Genomic DNA, 22,850 nt, shown 5'->3' on the forward strand with positions numbered 1-22,850 from the left:
ATGATGATTGTATGACGAATCATGCCCTTGTGCCACGCACTCAAATCAAACATGGTTTTCAGACGGCCTTATCCATTTCGCGTTATCATTCCGTTTTATTGTTGAAAGGAAACCCCATGCCTGCCGTCATCACCACCCCTAAAAAACTCGCTACCGCACAAGCCTTGTTTGCCGAAACCCTGCTGGCCGCGCTGCCGCAAAAAGCAGCCTGCACCGTATCGGGCGCGGGCGGCGGTTTTGAAGCCGAAGTGGCTTATTCGCCCGAACTGGATTTGTGGTACGCCATGCAGCCGCAGGGCAAAAAATGCTGGAACGGCTTCGGTATCGGCCAACCTGCGGCCAGCAAAAAGGTGTCGATTGCGGCGGAAATCAATTTTCCTACCGAAGGCTTGAACCGCGCCGTTTCCGGCGTATTCGCGGAGGATGGCGACGGCAGCGTTTGGGTGCTGCACCGAGGTAAAATCCGTGGCGGCAAGGAATTATTTTTCCGCCATTTCGGCGGCGAAACGCTGACGGCGGACGACGACGGCAAAGAGGAAACGTTTGCCTTGGTCGGGCGGCTCGACGATGCGGATTTTGCGGCCAAACTGGCGGCGTTTGTGAAGGAAATTCTGCGGATTAAGGCGGCGGCAAAAGCATGCGGATAATCGGAATCCAGCTTAAAAAATCAATGTAAAGAAGCTGTGTTTTTGGAGAGATGACGGAAAAATCAATCCGTCTTTTATCAATGCCGTCTTAAGCAAAACAGTATGCTTTTGCCAAAATCCCATATCAATTTTGATGCAGGCATCGTTCTTCCTGCATCAAATGTACCCCTATCTTGATAGAGACCGTCTGAAAAACAGTTGCCGCAATATTTTCAGACGGCCTACCGTATTTCGCTCATGCACGATATGGTTTTGCCTGCCTTGTTTGGCTTCGCCGCGTTTTAAAGCTGCTGAAATAAGGACGGTTTGTCTGCCTCCAGTGCTTCGGCTAGAATGCCCGTCCGCACCCGCTCCGATATTTCTAAGAAAAATACCATGTCCGCACCATCCAATCATTATGCCGCCCCTTTGCTGATGGTCGGCTGCGTCGTCTTCGGCCTCGGCAGCCTGATTGTCAAATTCGTCCCCGTCGGTGCTTATGCCATCGCGTGGTGGCGGCTGCTGATTTCCGGCTTGGTCTTTTGGTTTCTGGCACGGCGTTTCGGCCAGAAACTGCCGCGCAGCAAAACAGCCCTTGCCTATGCCCTGCTCTCGGGTGCCGCACTCGGCATCGATTTGGCTTTGTGGCACGAAAGCATTTACAGCGTCGGCCCGGGCATTTCTACCCTGCTCAACAGTTTGCAGATTTTTTTCCTTGCCGCCATCGGCTTTTTCCTGTTTGACGAGAGGCTGAACAAGCTGCAAATCTTCAGCCTGATTATGGCTGTCGGCGGCGTGGCGATGATTGCATTCCCCGAGTTCGGCCATAACGGCAATGCGGTTTGGGGTTTTGTCAGCGGCATTATTTCGGGCGGGATGCTGGCATTGTCGATGACGTTTATCCGCAAAACGCATCAAGCCGAACCGACCGCGCTGTTTCCCATGATGCTGCTGGTCAGCATCGGCGGCGTGTTGGCGTTGCTGGTGCCAACTTTGGTTTTCGACTGGAGCCGGCTGTATCCCGCAACGGCGCGCGACATCGGGCTGGTTTTGGTTTACGGCGCGGTTATGCAGTGTTTCGCCTGGGGGTTGATTGCCTACGCCATCCCGCTGTTGTCGTTGTCGCTGACCGGCCTTCTGCTGCTGAGCGAACCCGTTGCCGCCTTGCTAATCGATTATTTCTGGCTGGACAAACCGATTAACGCCGTACAATGGGGCGGTGCCGCGCTGACCTTGCTGGCGATTTACTTGGGTTCGCTGAAAACAAAGGCGCATTGAGCCGCCGAATCTCCCTATCCGGCCTGCCTTTCGTGTAGAATCACGCCCTTATCCCACAGGCCGTCTGAAAACCGATGAATAAGTTTGCCCAAGCCCTTTCCGCCGCACTCGATCTCTGCGTCGCCACCAAAGAAATCAGCGTTTCCGGCCACCCCGTTGGCTTTATGTACCGCGAAGAGCCGGTTTTCGACAACGACAGCGGCTGGCGTTTTTTCAGCGGCGACGAAAGCGACGGCTACACCGACAATCCCGACAACTTCACCGTGTGCGGCATCGGAGAAATCACCGCATCCAATCCCGACATCCTGCCGTTGCTTCAGGAAAAGGCAGGCGCGTGGGAGTGGACGGAAGAAGGATTTCAAGCCGTCAGCGACTGGCAGCCGAAAGAATAAAACCGTTTTTTCAGACGGCCTCGGGCCGTCTGAACGTATTTGAACGCACGCCGCAGCGCGTCAAACGGAACATCCGCCCCGCTGTATTCGGCCGGGGGTATCAACCCGAAAGGAAATCATCATGAACATCATAGAACCAAACCTGAACGGCGAACATCTGCGTATCGGCATCGTCCAAGCACGCTTTACCAACGAAGTAGGCTCGGCCATGCTCAAAGCCGCCGTAGAAAAGCTGCACGAACTGGGCGTGAAGGACGACAACATCACCGTAACCACCGTACCCGGCGCATTGGAAGTACCGCTGGTGCTGCAATCGATGGCCGGCACGCAACGCTTTGACGCACTGATTGCCATCGGTTGCGTTATCCGCGGCGAAACCTATCATTTCGAATTGGTCTCAAACGAATCGGCCGCCGGCATCACCCGCATGACCCTGGATTACAGCATCCCCGTCGCCAATGCCATCCTGACCACCGAAAACGACGAACAGGCACATGCCCGCATCGTTGAAAAAGCGCAGGATGCCGCAGTCGTGGCCGTGGAATGCGGCAATTTGATCAACTTCTTCCTCGGCGAACAAGAAGACTGAGGCCGTCTGAAAGGAACCCGATATGAAAACCAGCCCCCGCCGCCGCGCCCGCGAATTCACCGTCCAAGCCCTCTATCAGGCAGCCTTGAACCACGCCTCCGCACCCGAAGTGGCGAAAAACATCCGCGAAGCCGCCGACTTCAAACGTGCAGACGCCGATTTGTTCACCGCCCTGTTTTTCGGCGCGCACGGCAATAGCGCGGAATACATGCAAATCATCCGCCCCCTGCTCGACCGCGATGAAAAAGACATTAACCCGATTGAGCGCGGCATCCTGCTGATGGCCTGCCACGAACTGAGTGCGATGCCCGAAACACCGTATCCGGTCATCATCAACGAAGCCATCGAAGTCACCAAAACCTTCGGCGGCACCGACAGCCACAAATTCATCAACGGCATTTTGGACAAACTATCGGTACAACTGCGTCCAAACGATCCGAAACGCACGCCATAAACAAAACAGCATCCGCATATAGAAACAGGCCGTCTGAAAACACCCGCTATCGCAGCGGCATTTTCAGACGGCCTGTTTTAATCGAACGGCTTAACGGGAGCGTTTGTAGAGTGCCATATTCTGCTCGGCCGCATCCTGCGCCAAATCACGGTTTTGGCGGTAAATGTCTTTGTATTTCTCCTGAATCTGCGCGTCTGTCAGACCTTTGCCCTGCTCTTTGATTTGGATATTGAACAATTCGATGTCGGTCTCGAATTTTTTAATCCACAAATCGCGCAGTCCGACTACATCCTGATTTTTCACCTGCAAGGTTTTCAATTTTTCGACCGCATCACGGTACAGATTGATATTGCTTTGGTAAATTTCGACGGCCAGTTTGTTTTTCTGCGCCTCATCTTTGGACTTGCCGAATTCAGCAACCTTCTGCCTCATTTCGTCGGAATCCAGATAAGTGGAACTCTGTACGCCGATTTCTTCAATTGCTTTCAACAACACCAAGGCATCGGCTTTAAACGCCGGATCTTCGTTGTTGTTGCCTGCTGCGGGAACGGGCGCATGAGTCCCGCTTGCGGCAGCGGCTTCTGGATCTACCGAAGAAGCGGAAACAGCTGAAGAAGCAACGGGTTGGGCATCGGACGCGGCAGGCTTGGTACTGTTTTCCGGCTGACAAGCAGTCAGAGCCAATGCAGACAATAGGGCGGTGAAGCGTAGGGTTTGTTTCATCATTATGCTTTCAATTCAAACAGATAAAAAATAAAAATAAAAATGGAAATTTAAACTGCGGGGGTTTTCAGACGGCCTATTCTTCGTTGCCGTTTTCCACCCGCACACTGTGGTCAATCAGGCCGGGCTGCACAAAGGCTGCCGCGCCCGACGATTTGCTGGCCGACAGGCGTTGCAGATAGTTCTCATCGATGTCGCCGGTCAGATAGAGGCCGCTGAAGCAGGAATCGTCGAAAGCCTCGATTTTCGGATTCATCTCGCGGATAACGGCTTTCAATTCGTCCAAATTCTGAAACACGCAGCCGTCGGCACTGATTTCCGCCGCAACTTCGGCCGCCGTGCGTCCGTTGGCAATCAGCTCTTCCCGGGTCGGCATATCGATGCCGTAAACATTCGGGTAGCGCACTTCCGGCGCGGCGGAGGCAAAAAACACTTTTTCCGCGCCGGAGGCTTTTGCCATTTCGACAATTTCCCGGCTGGTGGTTCCGCGTACGATGGAATCATCCACCAGCAGGATGTTTTTGCCTTTAAACTCGCTGTCCATCGGATTCAGCTTCTGCCGCACGGATTTTTTACGCGTCGCCTGTCCGGGCATGATGAAGGTACGGCCGATGTAGCGGTTTTTGATGAACCCTTCGCGATACGGTTTGCCCAAATATGCGGCCAGCTCCATCGCGCTGGGGCGGCTGGTATCGGGAATCGGCATCACGACGTCGATTTGGCCCAAGTCCAACTCCCTTTTGACTTTTTCTGCCAGTTTAACCCCCATATTGACGCGTGCCTGATAAACGGACACGCCGTCGATGACGGAATCCGGGCGGGCAAAATAAACATATTCGAACAGGCAGGGCGCAAGTTTGCTTTGACGGGCGCATTGGCGGCTGTACAGTTTGCCGTCAAGGGTGATGAATACGGCCTCGCCCGGCGCGATGTCGCGCTCCAATTCGAAAGCCAGGCTGTTGAAAACGACGGATTCGGAGGCCACACCCCAATCGGTTTCGCCTTTATCGTTGGTTTGTTTGCCCAACACCAGCGGACGGATGCCGTACGGGTCGCGGAAGGCCAACAGGCCGTAGCCCGCAATCAAGGCCACCACGCCGTACGCGCCGCGCACCCGGCGGTGCAGTTCGCCGACGGCGTTGAAAATATGGTCGAGTTCCAACTTATGGCCGTCTGAAGCGGCAACCTCGCGATGCAGTTCATGCGCCAAAACGTTCAGCAGCACTTCGGAATCGGAACCGGTATTCACATGGCGCAGGTGTTTGTTGCACACGCTTTGGTACAGCTCGTCGGTATTGGTCAGATTGCCGTTGTGCGCCAGCACGATGCCGAACGGGGAGCTGACATAAAACGGCTGCGCCTCGGCCGTGCTGCCCGCATTGCCCGCCGTCGGATAGCGGACATGGCCGATGCCGACAGAACCGGTCAAATCGCGCATATTCCGGGTGCGGAACACTTCGCGCACCATGCCCTTTCCTTTGTGCATATGGAAAGTGGAACCTTCCAACGTGGCAATACCGGCCGCATCCTGCCCCCTGTGCTGCAACATTTGCAGACCGTCATACAGCAACTGGTTTACCGGTTCGTGTGCCACAAGGCCGAAAACACCACACATTGAATTCTCCCCAACAGTTAAAACGACGGATAGCTGACTTTTTTCGCCAGATATTCCGGCAAGTACGGCACGGCCACAGAAGCCGCTCCTTCGAAAAATGGCGAACTGTAGGCATTCTGCCATTCATCGCTCTTTGGCAAATCGGTAAAAGCGCAAACCAAAACGGCCAGCGTGACCACGGCAAAACCGCGCAGCAGGCCGAACACCGCGCCGAGAAAACGGTTCACGCCCCCCAAACCGATTGCCTTGATTACACCGGTCAGCAGGGAGCGTAAAAAAAACAGCAGCAGCAAAGCGGCGGCAAACCCCGCAATAAAGCCCGCCACGGCAGCCAAAACAGACGGCCGGATAAAGCTGAAAACCGTCTCGGCCAAAGGCTGGGCCGCCATTTTGGCCGCAATCAGACTCAGCACCCAGCTGACCAAAGACAACACTTCTCCAACCAGGCCGCGCATCATGGCAAGTATCACAGAGAGGCCGATGGCACATAAAGCAAATATATCGAATAAGGTCATTTCGTTATCAAGGGGCGGAGCCATTATGGTGGCCGTCTGAAAAATCCTGCTTCGGGCAAAATACGTCAGGCCGTCTGAAAATACCGTATGCAGCACTTTTCAGACGGCCTTTTCGGGCTATTTACCCAAAATCACCACGCCGTCGACACCTTGCAGGCGGATTTTCGCCAAAGCATTCTGTGCCGCTTCCTGGCTGCTGAAGCTACCGGTGCGTACGCGGTAGACCTTGCCTTTGGCTGTGTCTACTTCGTTGATGGAGGCACTGTATCCGGCATCCGCCAAGCGTTGCTGGACTTTTTTGGCCTGCGCCTGCGAATTATAAGCACCTGCCTGTATCATCGCACGCCGGCCTTTCTGGTTATTCAATATTTCCTTCGGATCAGCCTTGGCGGGCTTGGCTTTGTTTTCCAATGCCTGCTGGGCTTTGTTGCCGGCGGTTTTTTTCGCGTCGTCGCGTTTTTTCTGTTCGGCCAAACGCTTATCTTCTTCGGCCTTTTTCGCTTCGGCCTGTTTGCGCTCTTCCAAACGTTTTTTCCGCTCGGCCAAACGTTTTTCTTCTTCCGCTACTTTTGCTTCGGCCTGTTTGAGTTCTTCCAGCCGTTTCTTGCGTTCGGCCAGACGTTTTTCTTCATCCACTATTTTCGCTTCGGTCTGTTTGCGTTCTTCCAAACGTTTTTTCTGCTCGGCCAAGCGTTTTTCCTCGGCGACTTTTTTCGCGTCGTCGCGTTTTTTCTGTTCGGCCAGGCGTTTTTCTTCCTCAGCCTTTTTCATTTCAGCCTGTTTACGCTCTTCCAAACGCTTTTTCTGTTCGGCCAGACGTTTTTCTTCCTCAGCCTTTTTCATTTCAGCCTGTTTGCGCTCTTCCAAACGTTTTTTCTGCTCGGCCAAGCGTTTTTCGTCGGCGGCTTTTTTCGCGTCGTCGCGTTTTTTCTGTTCGGCCAGGCGCTTCTCTTCTTCGGCCTTTTTCGCTTCGGCCTGTTTGCGCTCTTCCAAACGCTTTTTCTGTTCGGCCAGACGCTTCTCTTCCTCAGCCTTTTTCATTTCAGCCTGTTTACGCTCTTCCAAACGTTTTTTCTGCTCGGCCAAGCGTTTTTCTTCCTCAGCCTTTTTCATTTCGGCCTGCTTGCGTTCTTCACGCTGTTGTTTTAATTGAGCCAGGCGTTCTTCTTTCAAACGCTTTTCTTCCGCGCGCTGTTTCGCTTCCAGCCTTTTTTGTTCTTTAGCCTGTCTTTCGGCGAGGCGTTTTTCCTCGGCTTCCTGTTTTTGTTTGGCCAAGCGGGCTTCTTCTTCCCGTTTGGCGCGTTCGGCCGCTTCCTCTTCTGCCGCCAAACGATCGGCTTCGGCTTTCCGTTCCGCTATTTCCCTGGCTTTTTCTTCAGCCTGGCGTTTGGCCTCGGCTGCTTTTTGTGCTGCTTTGCGCTCGGCTTTTTCCGCTGCCTGTTTGTTGCTGTTGTTGATGGTTATGGCGGGAAGCGGCTGCCGGTCGTAATCATTGTTGGGTTCGGCTTTTTTTACCACGGTGTGCACGTTGCCGTCGTCGCCTTGCGCTTCTACTGTTTCCTGGCCTTCCTTCAATTCATATACGGGCGGCACTTCCTTGGCCTTTTCAGACGGCATCTCGAAGGTGTCGTTGGCGGCTTCATCCTGAGCCGAACTGCCGCCGGCAAGCAGCGGATTTTCCAATTCGTCTTGTCTGATTTTGCCGCCCGCAGGCTCGATTGGCTTGGGGGTCAATATTTCGGGCTGCCCGCCGTCTTTATTGATGCTGATGTTCTGGGCGGCATTGCCGCCCTCGCCGCCGCCGTTTACCGCGACGCCAAATACGATGCCCGCCACCAGTACCATGGCCGAAGCCCCTACCAGGCGGCGGCGGTTTTTCCGTTTTAATTGCTCGTATTCGTTCATCGAATCCAATCGTTTGTCTGCCATTTTGAACCTTGTCTGTCTTACCCGGCGGCGTGGTGTCCGGTGGGTTTGTCTTGATGTTCCATCACTTCCGCTACGGTATGGAAGGAACCGAAGGCCACAATTCTATCATTTTCCGTACTGTCGGCAAAAGCGGCGTGATACGCGGAGGCAATGTCGCCGAACATTCGGATATTGGCGATTCCGTGCGCTTCCAGTTTGGCCTGCAGTGCGGCCGCATCCATGCCCCGCGGCAGATGGAGCGGGGCGGCATACCAAACGTCGAACTGGTCTTTCACGATTTCCAATACGCCGTCTATGTCTTTGTCGGCCAACATGCTGAATACGGCCGTCCGTTTTTGCGCGAAAGGCAGGCCGATGAGGCTTTGACGCATGGCGCGGGCGGCATGCGGGTTGTGGCCGACATCCCAAACGGTCAGCGGCCGTCCGGGCAGCACTTGGAAGCGGCCGGGGTTTTCCGCCGACAGCAGGCCGCGTTTGATTGCCCCCACGTCAATCGGCAGGCGGTCGCCTAGGCATTCGACAACGGCCAGGGCGACTGAGGCATTGCCCAATTGATAGCCGCCGCGCAAGGCCGGCATGGGCAGGGCGTTGCGGTTGCGTTTGAGGCCGTCTGAAAAAAGCGTGCCATGTTCGGGATGGAAACGGAACGACCATTGTTGGTTTTCCAATTTGCCGAAACTGAAATCGCGTTTGGCCAACAGCAGCTGCGCGCCGATGTCGGCGGCATGTGCGGCCAACGACTGCGGCGGCGGATTTTGCCCGCAGACGGCCGGTTTGCCCTCGCGAAAAATCCCGGCTTTTTCAAAACCGACCTGTTCGACCGTATCGCCCAAAAACGCCTGATGATCCAAATCAATGCTGGTTACCGCCGCGACGTCGCCGTCAAATACGTTTACCGCATCCAAACGCCCGCCGAGGCCGACTTCCAATATCATCACGTCCACACGTTCGCGCAGGAAAATATCCACTGCGGCCAAGGTATTGAACTCGAAATAAGTCAGCGAAATATCGCCGCGCGCCGCTTCGATGCGCTCAAATGAGGCGGTTATGGCTTCGTCCGGCACAGGCCTGCCGTTTACGGCAATCCGTTCGTTGTAGCGCAAAAGGTGCGGGCTGGTCAGCGTGCCGGTTTTGAAACCGGCCTCTTTGTAGATATGGGTCAGGAAGGCGCAGACCGAACCTTTGCCGTTGGTGCCGCCCACTACGATGACGGGGCATTCCGGCTGCAATGCCATCCGCCGGCGCACTTCGCCGACGCGTTCCAAACCCATGTCGATTACGCCGTTGCTGTGTGCCGTTTCCAGATGGGAAAGCCATTCGCCAAGAGATTTCATTTGTTTGCCTTCTGTTTGCTGTTTGATATAGGAGGCCGTCTGAAAACCTGTTTTTGCGTCGTACGGCGGCTTTCAGACGGCCTCAATTCCTTAGCCGGCAGATTTGGTCAATTCGGCACGCATCTGCCCGATAACCGCTTTGTAATCGGGCTGCCCGAAAATCGCCGATCCCGCCACGAAGGTATCCGCTCCGGCAGCCGCCACTTCGGCAATATTGCCGACTTTGATGCCGCCGTCCACTTCCAAAGCAATCCGCCTGCCCGCAACCGCCTGATATTCGTCCAATAAAGCGCGGGTACGGCGGATTTTCTCCAAAGTATGCGGAATAAAGCCCTGACCGCCGAACCCCGGATTGACCGACATCAGCAGCACCATGTCCAAACGGTCGAGCACGTTTTCCAAAACCGATACCGAAGTCGCCGGATTCAGCACCAATCCGGCCTGACAGCCGTGTTCGCGAATCAGGCTCAAACTGCGGTCCACATGGCGGCTGGCTTCGGGATGGAAGGTAATGATGTCCGCCCCCGCTTTGGCAAAGGCAACAATTAAATCGTCCACCGGCTCCACCATCAGGTGAACGTCTACCGGTACCGAAGCATAAGGTTTCAGCGCGGCGCACACCATGGGGCCGAAAGTCAGATTGGGCACATAATGATTGTCCATCACATCGAAATGAATCAAATCCGCCCCGGCCTGGACAACGCTGCCGACTTCCTCGCTCAATCTGGCAAAATCGGCAGATAAAATGCTGGGGGCAATACGGAATTTCTGCATAGCGGCTTCCTTTTCCTGAAATGGCGCACAACCGGTTCGTTCTTTTTGCCTGACGGGCCGCTGCGTATCAACGGCCGCCTGTATTTTCATTCAGCATAAAATTTTTTGAAATTGTATTTTCACAACAAAAAACGGCGCGGCAAGCCGTTAAAACCGGCAGAGCGCATAATATTTAATCAATCGTTATTTGTTTTACCCAAGTTTACGGCTATTATACCGTGTTTGACACGTCGTCCCCGTATATTTCCGCCTTAATTTTCGAAGCCCGAACAGAAGATAAGAAGGTCATACCGTGCTTACTCCATCCGAACGCCGAATCTTGAGTATTTTTGCCGTCAGCGCACCCTTAAGCTGCCTGTCCTTCCCCGCTTCGGCCCTGACCATTCAGGATTTTCATCCGAACTGCGACATCCGCCAACTGAACCTAAGCCGCGATCAATACGAATCCTTGCGCGGCCTGCGCGGCGAATACAAGCAGGCTGTTGAAAAGCTGAACCTGCAGAACAGGGGAAGCGAACGCCCGCTTCGGGACAACCTGCTGCGCGTATTGTCCAATCCGCACTTCGACGAAAGGCAGGCTCAGCGTTATGTCAGCGAGCGGTACGGCTACGGCCTGCAATTCGCGGTGGACGAATTGTCCGTTCAGCATAAGTTTTATCATTCGCTGACACCCGCCCAGCAGCGGATTTGGCTGCAAAAGTGCCTGTATTGAACCGCCGCAAAAAAATATCAAACCCGACCGACTGCCGCATCAACGGCATCATGGTCGGGTTTGTCGCATTCAGGCAAACGCCATTTTTTCAGACGGCCTGAAAACATGATCCGGGCCGTCCTGAAATCCCTGCCCTATTCCGCCTCATCAAAGCCCGTTACCTGCAGCCCGAAACCGTTCAAACCGTTCATCGAGGAAGGCTTGCCCATCACGCGCATTTTCTGCACGCCCAGGCCGGCCAGAATCTGCGCACCGATGCCGTAGGTTTTCCTGTCCCATTTCTTCACTTGGAAACTGTTTTTCGGCAGGGTGCGCTCCAGCAGCGCGGAACCGTCCTCCGTGCGGTGCAGCAGGATGGCCACCCCGCTTTCGGCCTGGCTGAGGTGCGACAGTGCCGTGGGCAGTGGCCAAGAATGGTTGGGGTCGATTTGCAGGAAGTCCATCGCGCTGAACGGCTCATGCACGCGCACCAGCGTTTCCCTGTCGGCGGAAATTTCGCCTTTCACCAATGCCAGATGGGTTTCGCCCGACAGCTTGTCCACATAAACGTGCTGGCGGAACTCGCCCCAAGGCGTATGAACCAGCGTATCGCCCATCTCCTCCAACAGGCTTTCCGTGCGGCTGCGGTATTCGATTAAGTCGGCAATCGTGCCGATTTTGATGCCGTGTTCTTCGGCAAACTTCATCAGTTCGGGCATACGCGCCATCGTGCCGTCGTCGTTCAGAATCTCGCAAATCACGCCGGCGGGCATCAGGCCGCTCATCTGTGCCAAATCCACCGCTGCCTCAGTATGTCCGGCACGCACCAGCACGCCGCCCTTTTGCGAGCGCAACGGGAAAATATGTCCGGGCTGGACGATGTCTTCCGGCCGCACTTCGGGCGAAACGGCCGTCTGAATGGTATGCGCGCGGTCGGCGGCGGAAATACCCGTGCTGATGCCTTGCGCGGCTTCGATGGAAACGGTGAAATTGGTGCCGTATTGCGCGCCGTTTTTCTGCGTCATCTGCGGCAGGCGCAGGCGGTCCACCAATTTGTCGTTCATCGGCAGGCAAACCAGCCCGCGCGCGTGTTTAATCATAAAGTTAATCGCCTGCGGGGTAACGAATTGTGCGGCCATCACCAAATCGCCTTCGTTTTCGCGGTCTTCGGCGTCGGTGATGATGACCATTTTGCCGGCCTTGATGTCGGCCAGGATTTCGGGAATGGTGGAAACGGCTGTCATGGTGTGTTTACCTTCTTGTAAATTTTGGGACGGGGCGTGGACGGTATCGAGCCACATGGCGGGCATCGCGGCGGCCTGTTCGATTTTGCGGGCCTTCTTTTCGCCGAAAGATTTGTTTTTCAACAGGGCGGAAAGCTCGCCAGGATTGACGGCGGCGGTTTGGGCGAAGAGTGCCTGCCTGCCGCCGCAGCGTTCGTCTATCCACTGCCGCAGGTTGGCGCGGCGCAGTTCGGTGATGTTCATGAAAGTTTACTGAATAGTATGGAAGCGGCATTGTATGCCTTTATTTACCGTCAAGTAAACATTTTACCTATTTACAGTCGGAAAAACGTTTTTCAGACGGCCTCATCCTCGCGGATGATGCTCGGAGACGATATTTTTCAGCCGTTCGTTGGCGACATGGGTGTAAATTTGGGTGGTGCTGATATCGGCATGGCCGAGCAGGCTTTGAACGACGCGCAAATCCGCGCCGTGATTGACCAGATGGGTGGCAAAGGCATGGCGCAGGCTGTGCGGGCTGAGATGGCGGATGCCGGCCGCTTCGGCATACTTGTCAACAATCATCCATGCCAGCTGGCGGCTGATGCCGTTGCGCTTCTGTCCGACGAACAATTCGTCGCAGCGGGCGTTTTTCAGCAAAACGGGACGGGCCTGCGCCAGATAACGTTCTATCCAATATGAGGCTTCCTCGCCCATCGGTACCAAACGCTGTTTACCGCCTTTGCCGATGGTAACGACCAGGCCGCGCTGCAAATCGATTTCACCCAACGTCAGCTTGACCGCCTCGCTGACGCGCAGCCCGGAGGCATACATCAATTCCAACAAAGCCTTGTCGCGCAGGCCGTGCGGGCTGTCGGTATCGGGTGCGGCCAGCAGCATTTCGATTTGACTTTCGCTCACGATGGCGGGCAGGGTGCGTTCCTGCTTGGGTGCAGTCAGATATTCGGTCGGGTCGTTGGAAAGCTGTTCCGTTTCCAGCAGCCAGCCGTAAAACCGTTTGCAGGCCGACAATGCCCGCGCCTGCGAACGCGTTTTTTCGTCGGGATGGTAAACGGCGGCAGCCAAACCGCTGCCGTCGGCCGACAGCCAGTCTTCGTCCTGCCCCGCCAAACGGACGGCGATTTTGTTCAAATCGCGCCGGTAAGCCGCCAGCGTATTCGCGCTCAAACGTTCCTGAAGCCAAAGGTGGTCGAGAAAACGGTCGGTCAAATCACTCATGGTTTTCAGACGGCCTTCAAAGCATCCAGCACTTCCTGCGCATGTCCGGCCACTTTGACTTTACGCCATTCATGGGAAATTTCGCCGTTTTCGTCCAGCACGAACGTGCTGCGCTCGATACCCAGCGATTCCTTGCCGTAGAGTTTTTTCAACTTGATAACGTCAAACTGCTTACAGACGGCCTCATCTTTGTCGCTCAATAATTCAAATCGGAAGCCCTGTTTGGCGCAAAAATTCTGATGCGATTTCACGCCGTCGCGCGAAATGCCCACCACCGTATAACCCAAAGCCTGAAACTCCGGCAGCAGGCGGTTGAAATCCAAGCCCTCTGTGGTACAGCCGGGCGTGCTGTCTTTAGGATAGAAATAAACCACCAGCGGCAGATGGCCGGCAGAATCGAAATCGCTGCCGGACGATGACGGCAAAGTAAATTGATACGGCATTTCGCACTCCTGAAAAAGCGCGATGGTAGGCCGTCTGAAAACAATAGGCAAGGCTTGGAAGGCACATCTTCTTTTTCAGACGGTCTACTTATCAACAGTTTACCTATCTTAACTATTGACTTATCCACAGGCGACTCTATATAGCCTACCATGAGAAACTAAACCGACAGGGAGTCATTATGAGATTCGACAAATTAACCGCCAAATTCCAACAAGCCCTTGCAGAAGCTCAGAGTTTGGCATTGGCTGCGGACAGCAGCTATCTGGAAGCGGGCTTTGTGCTGAAAGCCCTGCTTGATGACCAAAACAGCGGAGCCGCCGCGCTCTTGGCTCATGCGGGCGTGAACGTGCCGCAGGTGAAACAGCGTTTGCAGCAGCATTTAAACAGCCTGCCGAAAGTATCCGGTCAGGGCGGCGATATTCTGCCCAGTCGCGAATTGCAGGCGGTGTTGAACCTGATGGACAAAGCGGCAACCAAACGCGGCGATGCCTATATCGCCAGCGAACTTTTCCTGCTTGCTTTGGTGCAGCAGAACGATGCGACCGGCAAAATCCTGAAAGAAGCCGGCGCGACCGAACAAAACATCAATGCCGCGATCGACGCGGTACGAGGAGGACAAAACGTGAACGATGCCAATGCCGAAGACCAACGCGATGCGCTGAAAAAATATACGCTCGACCTGACCCAGCGCGCCCGCGACGGCAAACTCGACCCTGTTATCGGCCGCGATGACGAAATCCGCCGCGCCATTCAGGTGCTGCAACGCCGCACTAAAAACAACCCCGTGCTGATCGGTGAGCCGGGCGTGGGTAAAACCGCCATCGTCGAAGGCTTGGCACAACGCATCGTCAACGGCGAAGTGCCTGAATCCCTGCGCAACAAACGCCTGCTGGTTTTGGACTTGGCGGCATTGATTGCCGGCGCGAAATACCGCGGCGAATTTGAAGAACGCTTGAAAGGCGTGTTGAACGACTTGGCGAAAGACGACGGCAACACCCTGATTTTCATCGATGAAATCCATACTTTGGTCGGTGCGGGCAAAACCGACGGCGCGATGGATGCGGGCAATATGCTGAAACCGGCTTTGGCACGCGGCGAATTACACTGCATCGGCGCGACCACCTTGGACGAATACCGCCAATACATCGAAAAAGACGCGGCACTCGAACGCCGCTTCCAAAAAGTATTGGTCGGCGAACCCAGCGTGGAAGACACCATCGCCATCCTGCGCGGTTTGCAGGAACGCTATGAAATCCACCACGGCATCGACATCACCGACCCCGCCATTGTTGCCGCCGCGGAATTGAGCGACCGCTACATTACCGACCGCTTCCTGCCCGACAAAGCGATTGATTTGATTGACGAAGCTGCCAGTCGCATCAAAATGGAGTTGGACAGCAAACCTGAGCAGATGGACAAACTCGACCGCCGCATCATCCAGCTCAAAATGGAAAAAATGCACGTTGCCAAAGAAAGCGACGACGCCAGCAAAAAACGTTTGGAGTTGATAGACGAAGAAATCGACGGTCTGCAAAAAGAATACGCCGATTTGGACGAAATCTGGAAAGCCGAAAAAGCCGCGTCTTCCAGCACCGCCGACATCAAGAAACAGATGGACGACATCAAAGTCAAAATCGAGCAGGCCAAACGCCAAGGCGACTTTGCCCGCGCGTCCGAACTCGAATACGGCGAGTTGCCGAAATTGGGCGCGCAGTTGCAAGCTGCAGAAAGCAATCCCGACGGCAAAAAACAAAACAAACTCTTCCGTACCGAAGTCGGCGCGGACGAAGTGGCCGAAATCGTATCGCGCATGACCGGCATCCCCGTGTCCAAAATGATGGAAGGCGAACGCGATAAATTGTTGAAAATGGAAGAAGTATTGCACCGCCGCGTGGTCGGTCAAGACGAAGCCGTGCGCGCCGTGTCCGATGCCATCCGCCGCAGCCGCTCCGGCCTTGCCGATCCGAACAAACCCTACGGCAGCTTCCTGTTCCTAGGCCCGACCGGCGTAGGTAAAACCGAGTTGTGCAAAGCCTTGGCAGGCTTCCTGTTCGACAGCGAAGACCACCTCATCCGTATCGACATGTCCGAATACATGGAAAAACATGCCGTTGCCCGCTTAATCGGCGCGCCTCCGGGCTATGTCGGCTACGAAGAGGGCGGCTACCTGACCGAACAAGTGCGCCGCAAACCGTACAGCGTGATTCTTTTGGACGAAGTGGAAAAAGCCCATCCCGACGTGTTCAACATCCTGCTGCAAGTATTGGATGACGGTCGTTTGACCGACGGACAAGGCCGCACCGTGGACTTCAAAAATACCGTCATCGTCATGACTTCCAATATCGGCAGCCAGCACATCCAACAAATGGGTACGCAGGACTACGATGCCGTGAAAGAAGCGGTGATGGAAGAAGTGAAGGCCTACTTCCGCCCCGAAATGATCAACCGTATCGACGAAGTGGTCGTGTTCCACGGACTGAATCAGGAGAATATCCGCAACATCGCGAAAATCCAGCTCAAAGGCTTGGAAAAACGTTTGGAAGCGCAGCACTTGTACCTGAAAGTGGACGATGCCGCATTGGATTTGATTGCCAAAGCCGGTTTCGACCCCGTGTATGGCGCCCGCCCGCTCAAACGCGCCATCCAGTCGGAAATCGAAAACCCGCTGGCCAAAGCCTTACTGGCAGGTCAGTACAAACCGGAAAGCGAAATCAGGGTGGAAGTCGAGGGCAGTCATCTGAAATTCGTTTAAATATAGAAATCCGAGGCCGTCTGAAAAATATTTTTCAGACGGCCTTTGTCTGTTTTGAACGGTACTGTCTGCGTTTTATCTCTCTGTGGCACTACCGTCATACCCGTTCATACTGTTTTTTGCATGCCTTCTTGTTTCTTTTTTAATTAAACAAACGGCCTTTTACAAGGCCGTCTGAAAATTTCTGCCTTTGAATGAAAGGCCGATGATTACGTAATCTATACAGGTCTATCAGTCACTGCTGATGAGGCCGAAAAGTCTCGACAGCCTGATCATTGCATTAACATCGCCGAAATTAATTGTGTAACCACCGGAAATTTGTTTCAGTTCATGGCTCTTTAAAGTCTTCATTGCAGTTTCCTTTCAGAATCAAGTTGGAAAATTTTGGATTTCAGGCCGTGTTCGGACGATGTGTCGAATCGTCTTTATCCGCTGCCATTTTTGCGCAGGCGGGAATAACGGCAGAAACGGAACGATTCCTTAAGATTCGGGATCAATACCGAATCAAAGCATAATCTTTTACAGGAATCTTATTGTGAGGTTTTAGATTCCGAATTTCGTTCGCCTGATTTGGCTCTTTTTTGGAAAAAATATGTTAGATTTCTTTAGTTTATCAAACAGCCTTCAAGCGTTCCGTCCGGTAAACCTTCAGCCCGATTCCTTATAGGCCGCCGCCGGTTCTTGCATCCTAGGACGTCTAGCCCGCTGGTACGCCTTCAGACGGCCTTACATCGATTTGGTGCTAAAATACGGTCGATTGCAACTGCCATACTGAAAAGGAGACGTATATGCCGTCAACACAAACGCAAATCGCAGGGTTTCATTTCGACAACTGCCTGATGAATGCCGCAGGCGTAGCCTGTATGACCGTCGCCGAGCTGGAAGAGGTCAGGAACTCGTCGGCGGGGAGCTTCGTAACCAAAACCGCGACTTTGGATTTTCGGGCGGGCAATCCCGAGCCTCGCTATCGGGACGTGCCGCTGGGCAGCATCAACTCGATGGGGTTGCCGAACCAGGGCATAGACTACTATCTGGACTATCTGCTCGAACTGCAAAACAAAGTGCCCGAGCGGACGTTTTTCCTGTCGTTGGTCGGCATGTCACCCGACGAGACGCACACCCTGCTGAAAAAGGTGCAGCAAAGCGGCTTCAACGGCCCGACCGAACTCAATCTTTCTTGTCCAAACGTGCCGGGCAAACCGCAAATCGCCTACGATTTCGACACGACGGAAGCCATCCTGACCGACGTTTTTTCCTATTTCACCAAGCCCTTGGGCATCAAGCTGCCGCCTTATTTCGACTTCGTCCATTTCGATCAGGCCGCGGCCGTGTTCAACCGCTTCCCGCTTAAATTCGTCAACTGCGTCAACTCCATCGGCAACGGCCTGTATATCGAGGACGAAACGGTGGTTATCCGCCCGAAAAACGGTTTCGGCGGCATCGGCGGGGCGTATATCAAGCCGACCGCGCTGGCCAACGTGCACGCTTTCTATTGCCGCCTCAAACCCGAAATCCAAATCATCGGCACCGGCGGCGTGACGAGCGGACGCGATGCCTTCGAACACATCCTCTGCGGCGCAAGCATGGTGCAAATCGGCACGGCGCTGCATCAGGAAGGCGTGGCGGCGTTCGACCGCATCGGTGCCGAACTCAAAGCCATCATGGCGGAAAAAGGTTACGGCAGCCTGGACGATTTCCGCGGCAAACTGAAATATCTCGGTTGATGCGGATATACGGCGGCAGGATTTTTGCCGTAAAACGCGCTAACAGCCTGAAAAGCCCGAGCGGCCTTTCAGGCTGTTTTGGTTTGGGCAAAACCATTTTCAGACGGCCTCATTGCCGCCGGACGCTTTTTCCGCCGCCAGCAGGGCGGCAATCAACTGCTCCGAGTGGTGCAGGCCGTCTATCTGCTGCCGGATGCGCGCCTGCGTGTCGGCCAGTTTGCCGCGCAGCTCGCTGCAAAAGTTTTGCGGTTCGTCATTCAGGCAGTCGCGCAGGAGGGCGATGTCTTTCAAGGCGAGGCCGGCGCGGTTGAGCATGACGGCTTTGCGGACGAAGCCGATGTCCCGTTCGTCGTATTCCCGATAGCCGCTTGGCGTGCGCGCGGGAACGAGTATGCCTGCGCTTTCGTAAAAACGCAGCATCCGCACGCTGATACCGCAGCGGCGGGCAAATTCGCTGATTTTCATATTGACCCTGACATAGTGTCATTGTGTAAGGTAATGCTTTAGCCCCTGTTTGCCGCTCACCGCTGAGCGGCGCGCTTTGCCGGAGCGTCAGGGTTTCTATTGTAAACAACATGATACGGAGCATCAAAATGAACCGCAGACGATTTTGCGCCGCCGCAGGCGCAGGCGTATTGCTGGCGGGCTGCAAAAGCCTGCCGAAACCCGACGGCGGCCCCGTGCGGGTATTTATCGTCCACGGCTACGGCGCCACGGTTGCCGACCATTGGTTCCCGTGGCTGGCGCAGCAGTTGCGGCGACGCGGAATGGAAGTTGTGCCGGTGCCGCTGCCCGACAGTCTGCATCCCGATTACGGCCGCTGGCAGGACGCGCTGGCGCGGACGGTGGGGATGCCGTCAGGGCGCACGGTATTGGTGGCGCACAGCCTGGGTACGGTTTCGCTGCTGCATTATCTGAGCCGGATTCGTCCGCACAAAATCGGCGGGCTGGTGCTGGTGTCCGCGTTCGGCGCACGCATTCCGACGCTGCCGAAGATTAACGGTTTCGATGTTGACGGCTATGTCGACCGGTGCCCGATTGATTTTGCCGCCGTGCGCCGCATGACGGACCGGATTGCCTTGTTTACCGCCGACAACGATAACATCGTGCCGCCGGAAAACACCCGCCGTTTGGCGCGGCAGTTGGGCGTAAAACCGGAAGAAATTACCGGCGGCGGCCACTTTTTGGGCAGCGACGGCTTTACCGAGTTTCCGCAGGTATTGCGGGCGATAGAGCGGATGGCGGCGGAAATAGGCTGATAAAAGGCCGTCTGAAAATCCCGCAACGGGGTTTTCAGACGGCCTTTGTTTATTTTTCCGCCAACAGGCTCAGGAGGAGTTTTTTTTCTGCGTCGCTGAGGCCGCCTTCGACGGTTTTCCTTTTCAGTGCTTCGAGTTGCGCATGGCGGAATTCTTTGATCAGTTTTCCCATGCCGTCTGAAAAGGCGGTTTCGTTTTCTTCGCCGCCGTCTTCGCCGTCATCCAAACCGCCGGCTTGATAAATCTGTTGCAAGACATTGCCGGTGTCGGTGCCGCGGAAGTGTTCCCAAATGCGCGCATGGTCGGGCGGAGTGCTGCCGGAGAGGATGAAGTCGGCGATGTTGGCCAGGCAGGCGGTATCGCCTTCGAGGACGACGTATTCGGGCAGGCGGACGTGAACCGCCCAGGCGGGATTGGACAGCAGGCTGCGGATTTGGCGTTGCGCGAGGGTCAGCATGGCCGGCTGGCGGCGGGTTTCGCGCGGCAGTTTGTAGCTTTTGGCCTGTACGCGGCGCGGCGGGGCTTCCTGCCCGATCAGGACGGCGAGGTCTGCGGGGTCGATGCCGACAAGTTCGGCCAGCCGTTGTTTGAGCAGGAAGCCGAGGGCGGGCGCGGTAATTTGTGCCAGAAGCGGTGCGGCGGTTTTCAGCAGGCGCGATTTGCCTTCCTGCGTCGCCAGGTTGAGGCCGTCTGAAAGTGCCTGCCAGAAATATTCGGACAGGGGTTTGCTTTGGTGGATGAGTGCGTCTTCAAATTGCGTTTTGCCGTGGGCGCGGATGTAGCTGTCGGGGTCGTGTTCGGGCGGCAGGAAGAGGAAGTGGAGGGATTTGCCGTCTTTGAGCTGCGGCAGGGCGTTTTCAAGCGCGCGCCAGGCGGCTTTCCGGCCTGCGGCATCGCCGTCGAAGCAAAAATAGATTTCGTCGGACTGCCGCATCAGGATTTTGATGTGTTCGCCCGTGGTGGACGTGCCGAGTGAGGCAACGGCGTAGGGAATGCCGAACTGCGCCAAGGCCACCACGTCCATATAGCCTTCTACGACGAGTATCCGTCCTGCATCGCGCACGGCGTTGCGGGCTTCGTAGAGGCCGTAGAGGTTGCGGCCTTTGTCGAACAGCGGGGTGTCGGGCGAATTGAGGTATTTGGGCTTGCTGTCGTCCAAAACGCGACCGCCGAAACCGATGACGCGCCCTTGCTGGTCGCGGATGGGAAACATGATGCGGTGGCGGAAACGGTCGTAGTATCGGTTTTGCTCTTCGTTATGAATGACCTGCCCGCATTCCGTCAGGGCGTTGTTGGGATAGGGCTGGAAGACTTGCGCCAGCGGCTGCCAGCCGTCGGGTGCATAACCCAATCCGTAATGGCCGATGATTTCGGCATTCAGGCCGCGTCCGTCGAGGTATTGGCGGGCGGGCGGGTTGATTTGGAGCTGGTGGCGGTAAAAATCGGCGCAGGCTTGCAGGGTTTCTTCCAGCGTTTGCTGTTTTTTCTTGCGTTCGGCACGGATTTCCGGTGCTTCTATGCGCCCTTTTTCATGCGGAACCGTCATGCCTGCGCGGTCGGCAAGGTATTGAACGGCATCGGGGAAACTCATGCCCTGCTGTTCCATCAGAAAGCCTATCGCGCTGCCGTGCGCGCCACAGCTGAAGCAGTGGTAGAACTGTTTGCTCGGACTGACGGAGAACGACGGCGTTTTTTCTTTGTGAAACGGACAGCAGGCCATGTAGTTCGCACCGCTTTTCTTCAGCGGCACGCGTTCGTCTATGATGTCTACAATGTCGGTTTTTGCCAGCAGGTCGTCGATAAAGTCGGAAGGAATCATGGGCGGCGGTTGCGGAGGATGAGGGAATACGGGATGCGGAACAGCAGCGCGGGTATCGTCGCCGCCATATAGAAGAAGAACTTGCCGCCGCCGATGCGGTCGGACGCAAAAAGATAACCGAACCACATAGCGGCGGCAAAGGTGGTCAAAATTACCGTCATGGTAAAGGTTCTGTGATTCATATCGCGCTTCCTCGAATTCGGGCGGCCGGAAACCGAAGCATACCGAAAAAGCCGCCGCATTGCCATTTCCGCGCTCCGAAGGCCGTCTGAAAAAACGCAGCCGCCTTTTTCAGACGGCCTTCGGCTATAATCCGCTTCTTTTTCTATTTTTGGAACCCCGATGCACAGCCCGGCCTATCTGCAACAGCTTAACGACAAAACCGCCCTGCTCCGCCGCCTGTTTTCCGGCATCCCCATGCCCGAATGGCAGGTTTTCCCTTCACCCGAACAGCATTACCGGATGCGTGCCGAATTCCGCATTTGGCACGAAGGAGACGGCATCAGCTACGCCATGTTCGAGCGCGGGCAAAAAGCGGGCACGGCCTCGCTGATCCGCCTCGCCGATTTCCCCGCCGCATCTGCATCCATCAACCGCCTGATGCCGCTTTTACTGGCCGAACTGTCCGCCGACCCGTTGTTGAAAAACCGCCTCTACCAATGCGAATTCCTCAGCACCTTGAGCGGCGAAATGCTGGTCAGCCTGATTTACCACCGCAAACTCGACGACGGCTGGAAACACGCCGCCCTTGCCCTGCAGGAAAAACTCGGCATATTCGTCATCGGCCGCAGCAAGGGGCAGAAACTGGTGCTGGCGCAGGATTTCGTTACCGAAACACTGACGGTAAACGGCGAAACCTTCCGCTACCGCCAAACGGAAGGCGGCTTCACCCAACCGAATGCCGCAGTATGCGAAAAAATGCTGGAATGGGCATGCGATTGCGCCCAAACGCCAAACGGCGATCTGCTCGAACTCTATTGCGGCAACGGCAACTTCACCCTGCCGCTCTCCCGCCGCTTCCGCCGGGTTTTGGCCACCGAAGTTTCCAAAACCTCGGTACAGGCGGCACAATGGAACATCGCGGCAAACGGCGCGGACAACATCCGCATCGCCAGACTGTCGGCAGAAGAATTCACCGAAGCGTTTAACGGCAGCCGCGAATTCCGCCGCCTGCAGGAACAGCAAATCGACTTGGCCGAATACGGCTTTTCCACCGTCTTCGTCGATCCGCCGCGCGCGGGTGTGGACGACGACACCTTAAAACTGCTGGCGCGTTTCGACCGCATCATCTACATCTCCTGCAACCCGGAAACCTTACGCGCCAATCTGGACGCGCTGCTGCAAACGCACACCGTGGAACGCGCCGCCCTATTCGACCAATTCCCGTTTACCGGCCACATCGAAAGCGGGCTGCTGTTACACAAAAAGGCCGTCTGAAAACGGCAAACGGCAAAGCAAAAATAGGTTAAA

The 22,850-nt window shown here is 55.4% G+C and carries 22 protein-coding genes; 10 read left to right on the top strand and 12 right to left on the bottom strand.

Translation table 11 applies throughout. The annotated features are described in order from the left end of the window. Positions 1-29: 29 nt before the first annotated feature. The 5 genes from ACTHSL_RS03025 to nusB all read left to right on the top strand — a co-directional run bounded on the left by ACTHSL_RS03025 (position 30) and on the right by nusB (position 3,339). A complete protein-coding gene (locus tag ACTHSL_RS03025; protein WP_440380290.1) occupies positions 30-647 on the top strand; it encodes a restriction endonuclease in 618 nt (205 codons plus the stop codon). A gap of 375 nt (positions 648-1,022) precedes the next feature. Then, positions 1,023-1,904 (top strand): DMT family transporter, encoded by an 882-nt coding sequence (locus tag ACTHSL_RS03030; protein ID WP_440380291.1) that lies wholly within the window; start codon positions 1,023-1,025, stop codon positions 1,902-1,904. A 74-nt stretch (positions 1,905-1,978) separates the two neighbouring features. Beyond that, entirely contained in the window at positions 1,979-2,296 is a 318-nt protein-coding gene (locus ACTHSL_RS03035) for a DUF2185 domain-containing protein (RefSeq protein WP_440380292.1), read from the top strand. Positions 2,297-2,417: 121 nt separating this feature from the next. After that, complete coding sequence (gene ribH, locus ACTHSL_RS03040) at positions 2,418-2,885, top strand: 6,7-dimethyl-8-ribityllumazine synthase (RefSeq protein ID WP_003774333.1); 468 nt, start codon at positions 2,418-2,420, stop codon at positions 2,883-2,885. 22 nt (positions 2,886-2,907) lie between these two features. Beyond that, a complete protein-coding gene (nusB, locus tag ACTHSL_RS03045) occupies positions 2,908-3,339 on the top strand; it encodes a transcription antitermination factor NusB (RefSeq protein ID WP_107854011.1) in 432 nt (143 codons plus the stop codon). Positions 3,340-3,429: 90 nt separating this feature from the next. Here nusB and ACTHSL_RS03050 read toward each other — a convergent pair whose 3' ends face one another. The 6 genes from ACTHSL_RS03050 to rpe form a co-directional block, all read right to left on the bottom strand. Then, positions 3,430-4,065, bottom strand: coding sequence for a hypothetical protein (locus ACTHSL_RS03050; protein WP_234405157.1), 636 nt, complete (start codon positions 4,063-4,065; stop codon positions 3,430-3,432). A gap of 73 nt (positions 4,066-4,138) precedes the next feature. Then, entirely contained in the window at positions 4,139-5,677 is a 1,539-nt protein-coding gene (gene purF / locus ACTHSL_RS03055; protein WP_440380293.1) for an amidophosphoribosyltransferase, read from the bottom strand. Between the two features lie 17 nt (positions 5,678-5,694). After that, positions 5,695-6,216 (bottom strand): CvpA family protein, encoded by a 522-nt coding sequence (locus ACTHSL_RS03060; RefSeq protein ID WP_440380294.1) that lies wholly within the window; start codon positions 6,214-6,216, stop codon positions 5,695-5,697. Positions 6,217-6,309: 93 nt separating this feature from the next. Further along, positions 6,310-8,121: an SPOR domain-containing protein gene (locus ACTHSL_RS03065; protein ID WP_440380295.1), complete on the bottom strand. Its 1,812-nt coding sequence runs from the start codon at positions 8,119-8,121 to the stop codon at positions 6,310-6,312. A gap of 17 nt (positions 8,122-8,138) precedes the next feature. Further along, the gene (gene folC, locus ACTHSL_RS03070; protein WP_440380296.1) at positions 8,139-9,455 is read right to left on the bottom strand and encodes a bifunctional tetrahydrofolate synthase/dihydrofolate synthase; all 1,317 of its coding nucleotides are present in this window, start codon (positions 9,453-9,455) and stop codon (positions 8,139-8,141) included. Between the two features lie 90 nt (positions 9,456-9,545). Further along, positions 9,546-10,229 carry a ribulose-phosphate 3-epimerase gene (gene rpe / locus ACTHSL_RS03075; protein ID WP_440380297.1) on the bottom strand — a complete coding sequence of 228 codons (684 nt, stop codon included), beginning with the start codon at positions 10,227-10,229 and terminating at the stop codon, positions 9,546-9,548. Between the two features lie 292 nt (positions 10,230-10,521). Here rpe and ACTHSL_RS03080 point away from each other — a divergent pair, with 292 nt between their 5' ends. Beyond that, complete coding sequence (locus tag ACTHSL_RS03080; RefSeq protein WP_440380298.1) at positions 10,522-10,941, top strand: Spy/CpxP family protein refolding chaperone; 420 nt, start codon at positions 10,522-10,524, stop codon at positions 10,939-10,941. Between the two features lie 134 nt (positions 10,942-11,075). On the opposite strand, the gene ribBA is transcribed toward ACTHSL_RS03080, so the two are convergent. From ribBA to ACTHSL_RS03095, 3 genes are all read right to left on the bottom strand, one after another. Further along, positions 11,076-12,407, bottom strand: coding sequence for a bifunctional 3,4-dihydroxy-2-butanone-4-phosphate synthase/GTP cyclohydrolase II (gene ribBA, locus ACTHSL_RS03085; RefSeq protein ID WP_440380299.1), 1,332 nt, complete (start codon positions 12,405-12,407; stop codon positions 11,076-11,078). Between the two features lie 102 nt (positions 12,408-12,509). Next, positions 12,510-13,382, bottom strand: coding sequence for a site-specific tyrosine recombinase XerD (gene xerD / locus ACTHSL_RS03090; RefSeq protein ID WP_440380300.1), 873 nt, complete (start codon positions 13,380-13,382; stop codon positions 12,510-12,512). A gap of 5 nt (positions 13,383-13,387) precedes the next feature. Further along, a complete protein-coding gene (locus ACTHSL_RS03095; protein ID WP_107854019.1) occupies positions 13,388-13,825 on the bottom strand; it encodes a peroxiredoxin in 438 nt (145 codons plus the stop codon). A gap of 179 nt (positions 13,826-14,004) precedes the next feature. Between ACTHSL_RS03095 and clpB the strand changes: the two genes are divergently transcribed. Together clpB and ACTHSL_RS03105 are read left to right on the top strand one after the other, a co-directional pair. Next, positions 14,005-16,578 carry an ATP-dependent chaperone ClpB gene (gene clpB, locus ACTHSL_RS03100; protein WP_440380301.1) on the top strand — a complete coding sequence of 858 codons (2,574 nt, stop codon included), beginning with the start codon at positions 14,005-14,007 and terminating at the stop codon, positions 16,576-16,578. Positions 16,579-17,366: 788 nt separating this feature from the next. Beyond that, the gene (locus ACTHSL_RS03105) at positions 17,367-18,302 is read left to right on the top strand and encodes a dihydroorotate oxidase (protein ID WP_440380302.1); all 936 of its coding nucleotides are present in this window, start codon (positions 17,367-17,369) and stop codon (positions 18,300-18,302) included. A gap of 99 nt (positions 18,303-18,401) precedes the next feature. Here the strand turns inward: ACTHSL_RS03105 and ACTHSL_RS03110 are convergent, their stop codons facing one another. Continuing rightward, the gene (locus ACTHSL_RS03110) at positions 18,402-18,767 is read right to left on the bottom strand and encodes a MerR family DNA-binding transcriptional regulator (protein WP_440380303.1); all 366 of its coding nucleotides are present in this window, start codon (positions 18,765-18,767) and stop codon (positions 18,402-18,404) included. 128 nt (positions 18,768-18,895) lie between these two features. On the opposite strand from ACTHSL_RS03110, the gene ACTHSL_RS03115 reads away from it, so the two are divergent. Next, positions 18,896-19,561: an RBBP9/YdeN family alpha/beta hydrolase gene (locus ACTHSL_RS03115; protein ID WP_440380304.1), complete on the top strand. Its 666-nt coding sequence runs from the start codon at positions 18,896-18,898 to the stop codon at positions 19,559-19,561. Between the two features lie 49 nt (positions 19,562-19,610). Here ACTHSL_RS03115 and dnaG read toward each other — a convergent pair whose 3' ends face one another. Together dnaG and ACTHSL_RS03125 are read right to left on the bottom strand one after the other, a co-directional pair. Next, positions 19,611-21,380, bottom strand: a complete 1,770-nt coding sequence (gene dnaG, locus ACTHSL_RS03120) for a DNA primase (RefSeq protein WP_440380305.1) — start codon at positions 21,378-21,380, stop codon at positions 19,611-19,613. Then, the gene (locus ACTHSL_RS03125; protein WP_440380306.1) at positions 21,377-21,562 is read right to left on the bottom strand and encodes a hypothetical protein; all 186 of its coding nucleotides are present in this window, start codon (positions 21,560-21,562) and stop codon (positions 21,377-21,379) included. Before ACTHSL_RS03125 ends, dnaG begins: the two co-directional genes overlap by 4 nt. 160 nt (positions 21,563-21,722) lie before the next feature. Here ACTHSL_RS03125 and trmA point away from each other — a divergent pair, with 160 nt between their 5' ends. Further along, positions 21,723-22,817: a tRNA (uridine(54)-C5)-methyltransferase TrmA gene (trmA, locus tag ACTHSL_RS03130; protein WP_440380307.1), complete on the top strand. Its 1,095-nt coding sequence runs from the start codon at positions 21,723-21,725 to the stop codon at positions 22,815-22,817. Positions 22,818-22,850: the final 33 nt, after the last annotated feature.

It is taken from the genome of Neisseria sp. P0008.S010, assembly GCF_051962715.1.
Classification (GTDB): domain Bacteria; phylum Pseudomonadota; class Gammaproteobacteria; order Burkholderiales; family Neisseriaceae; genus Neisseria; species Neisseria elongata.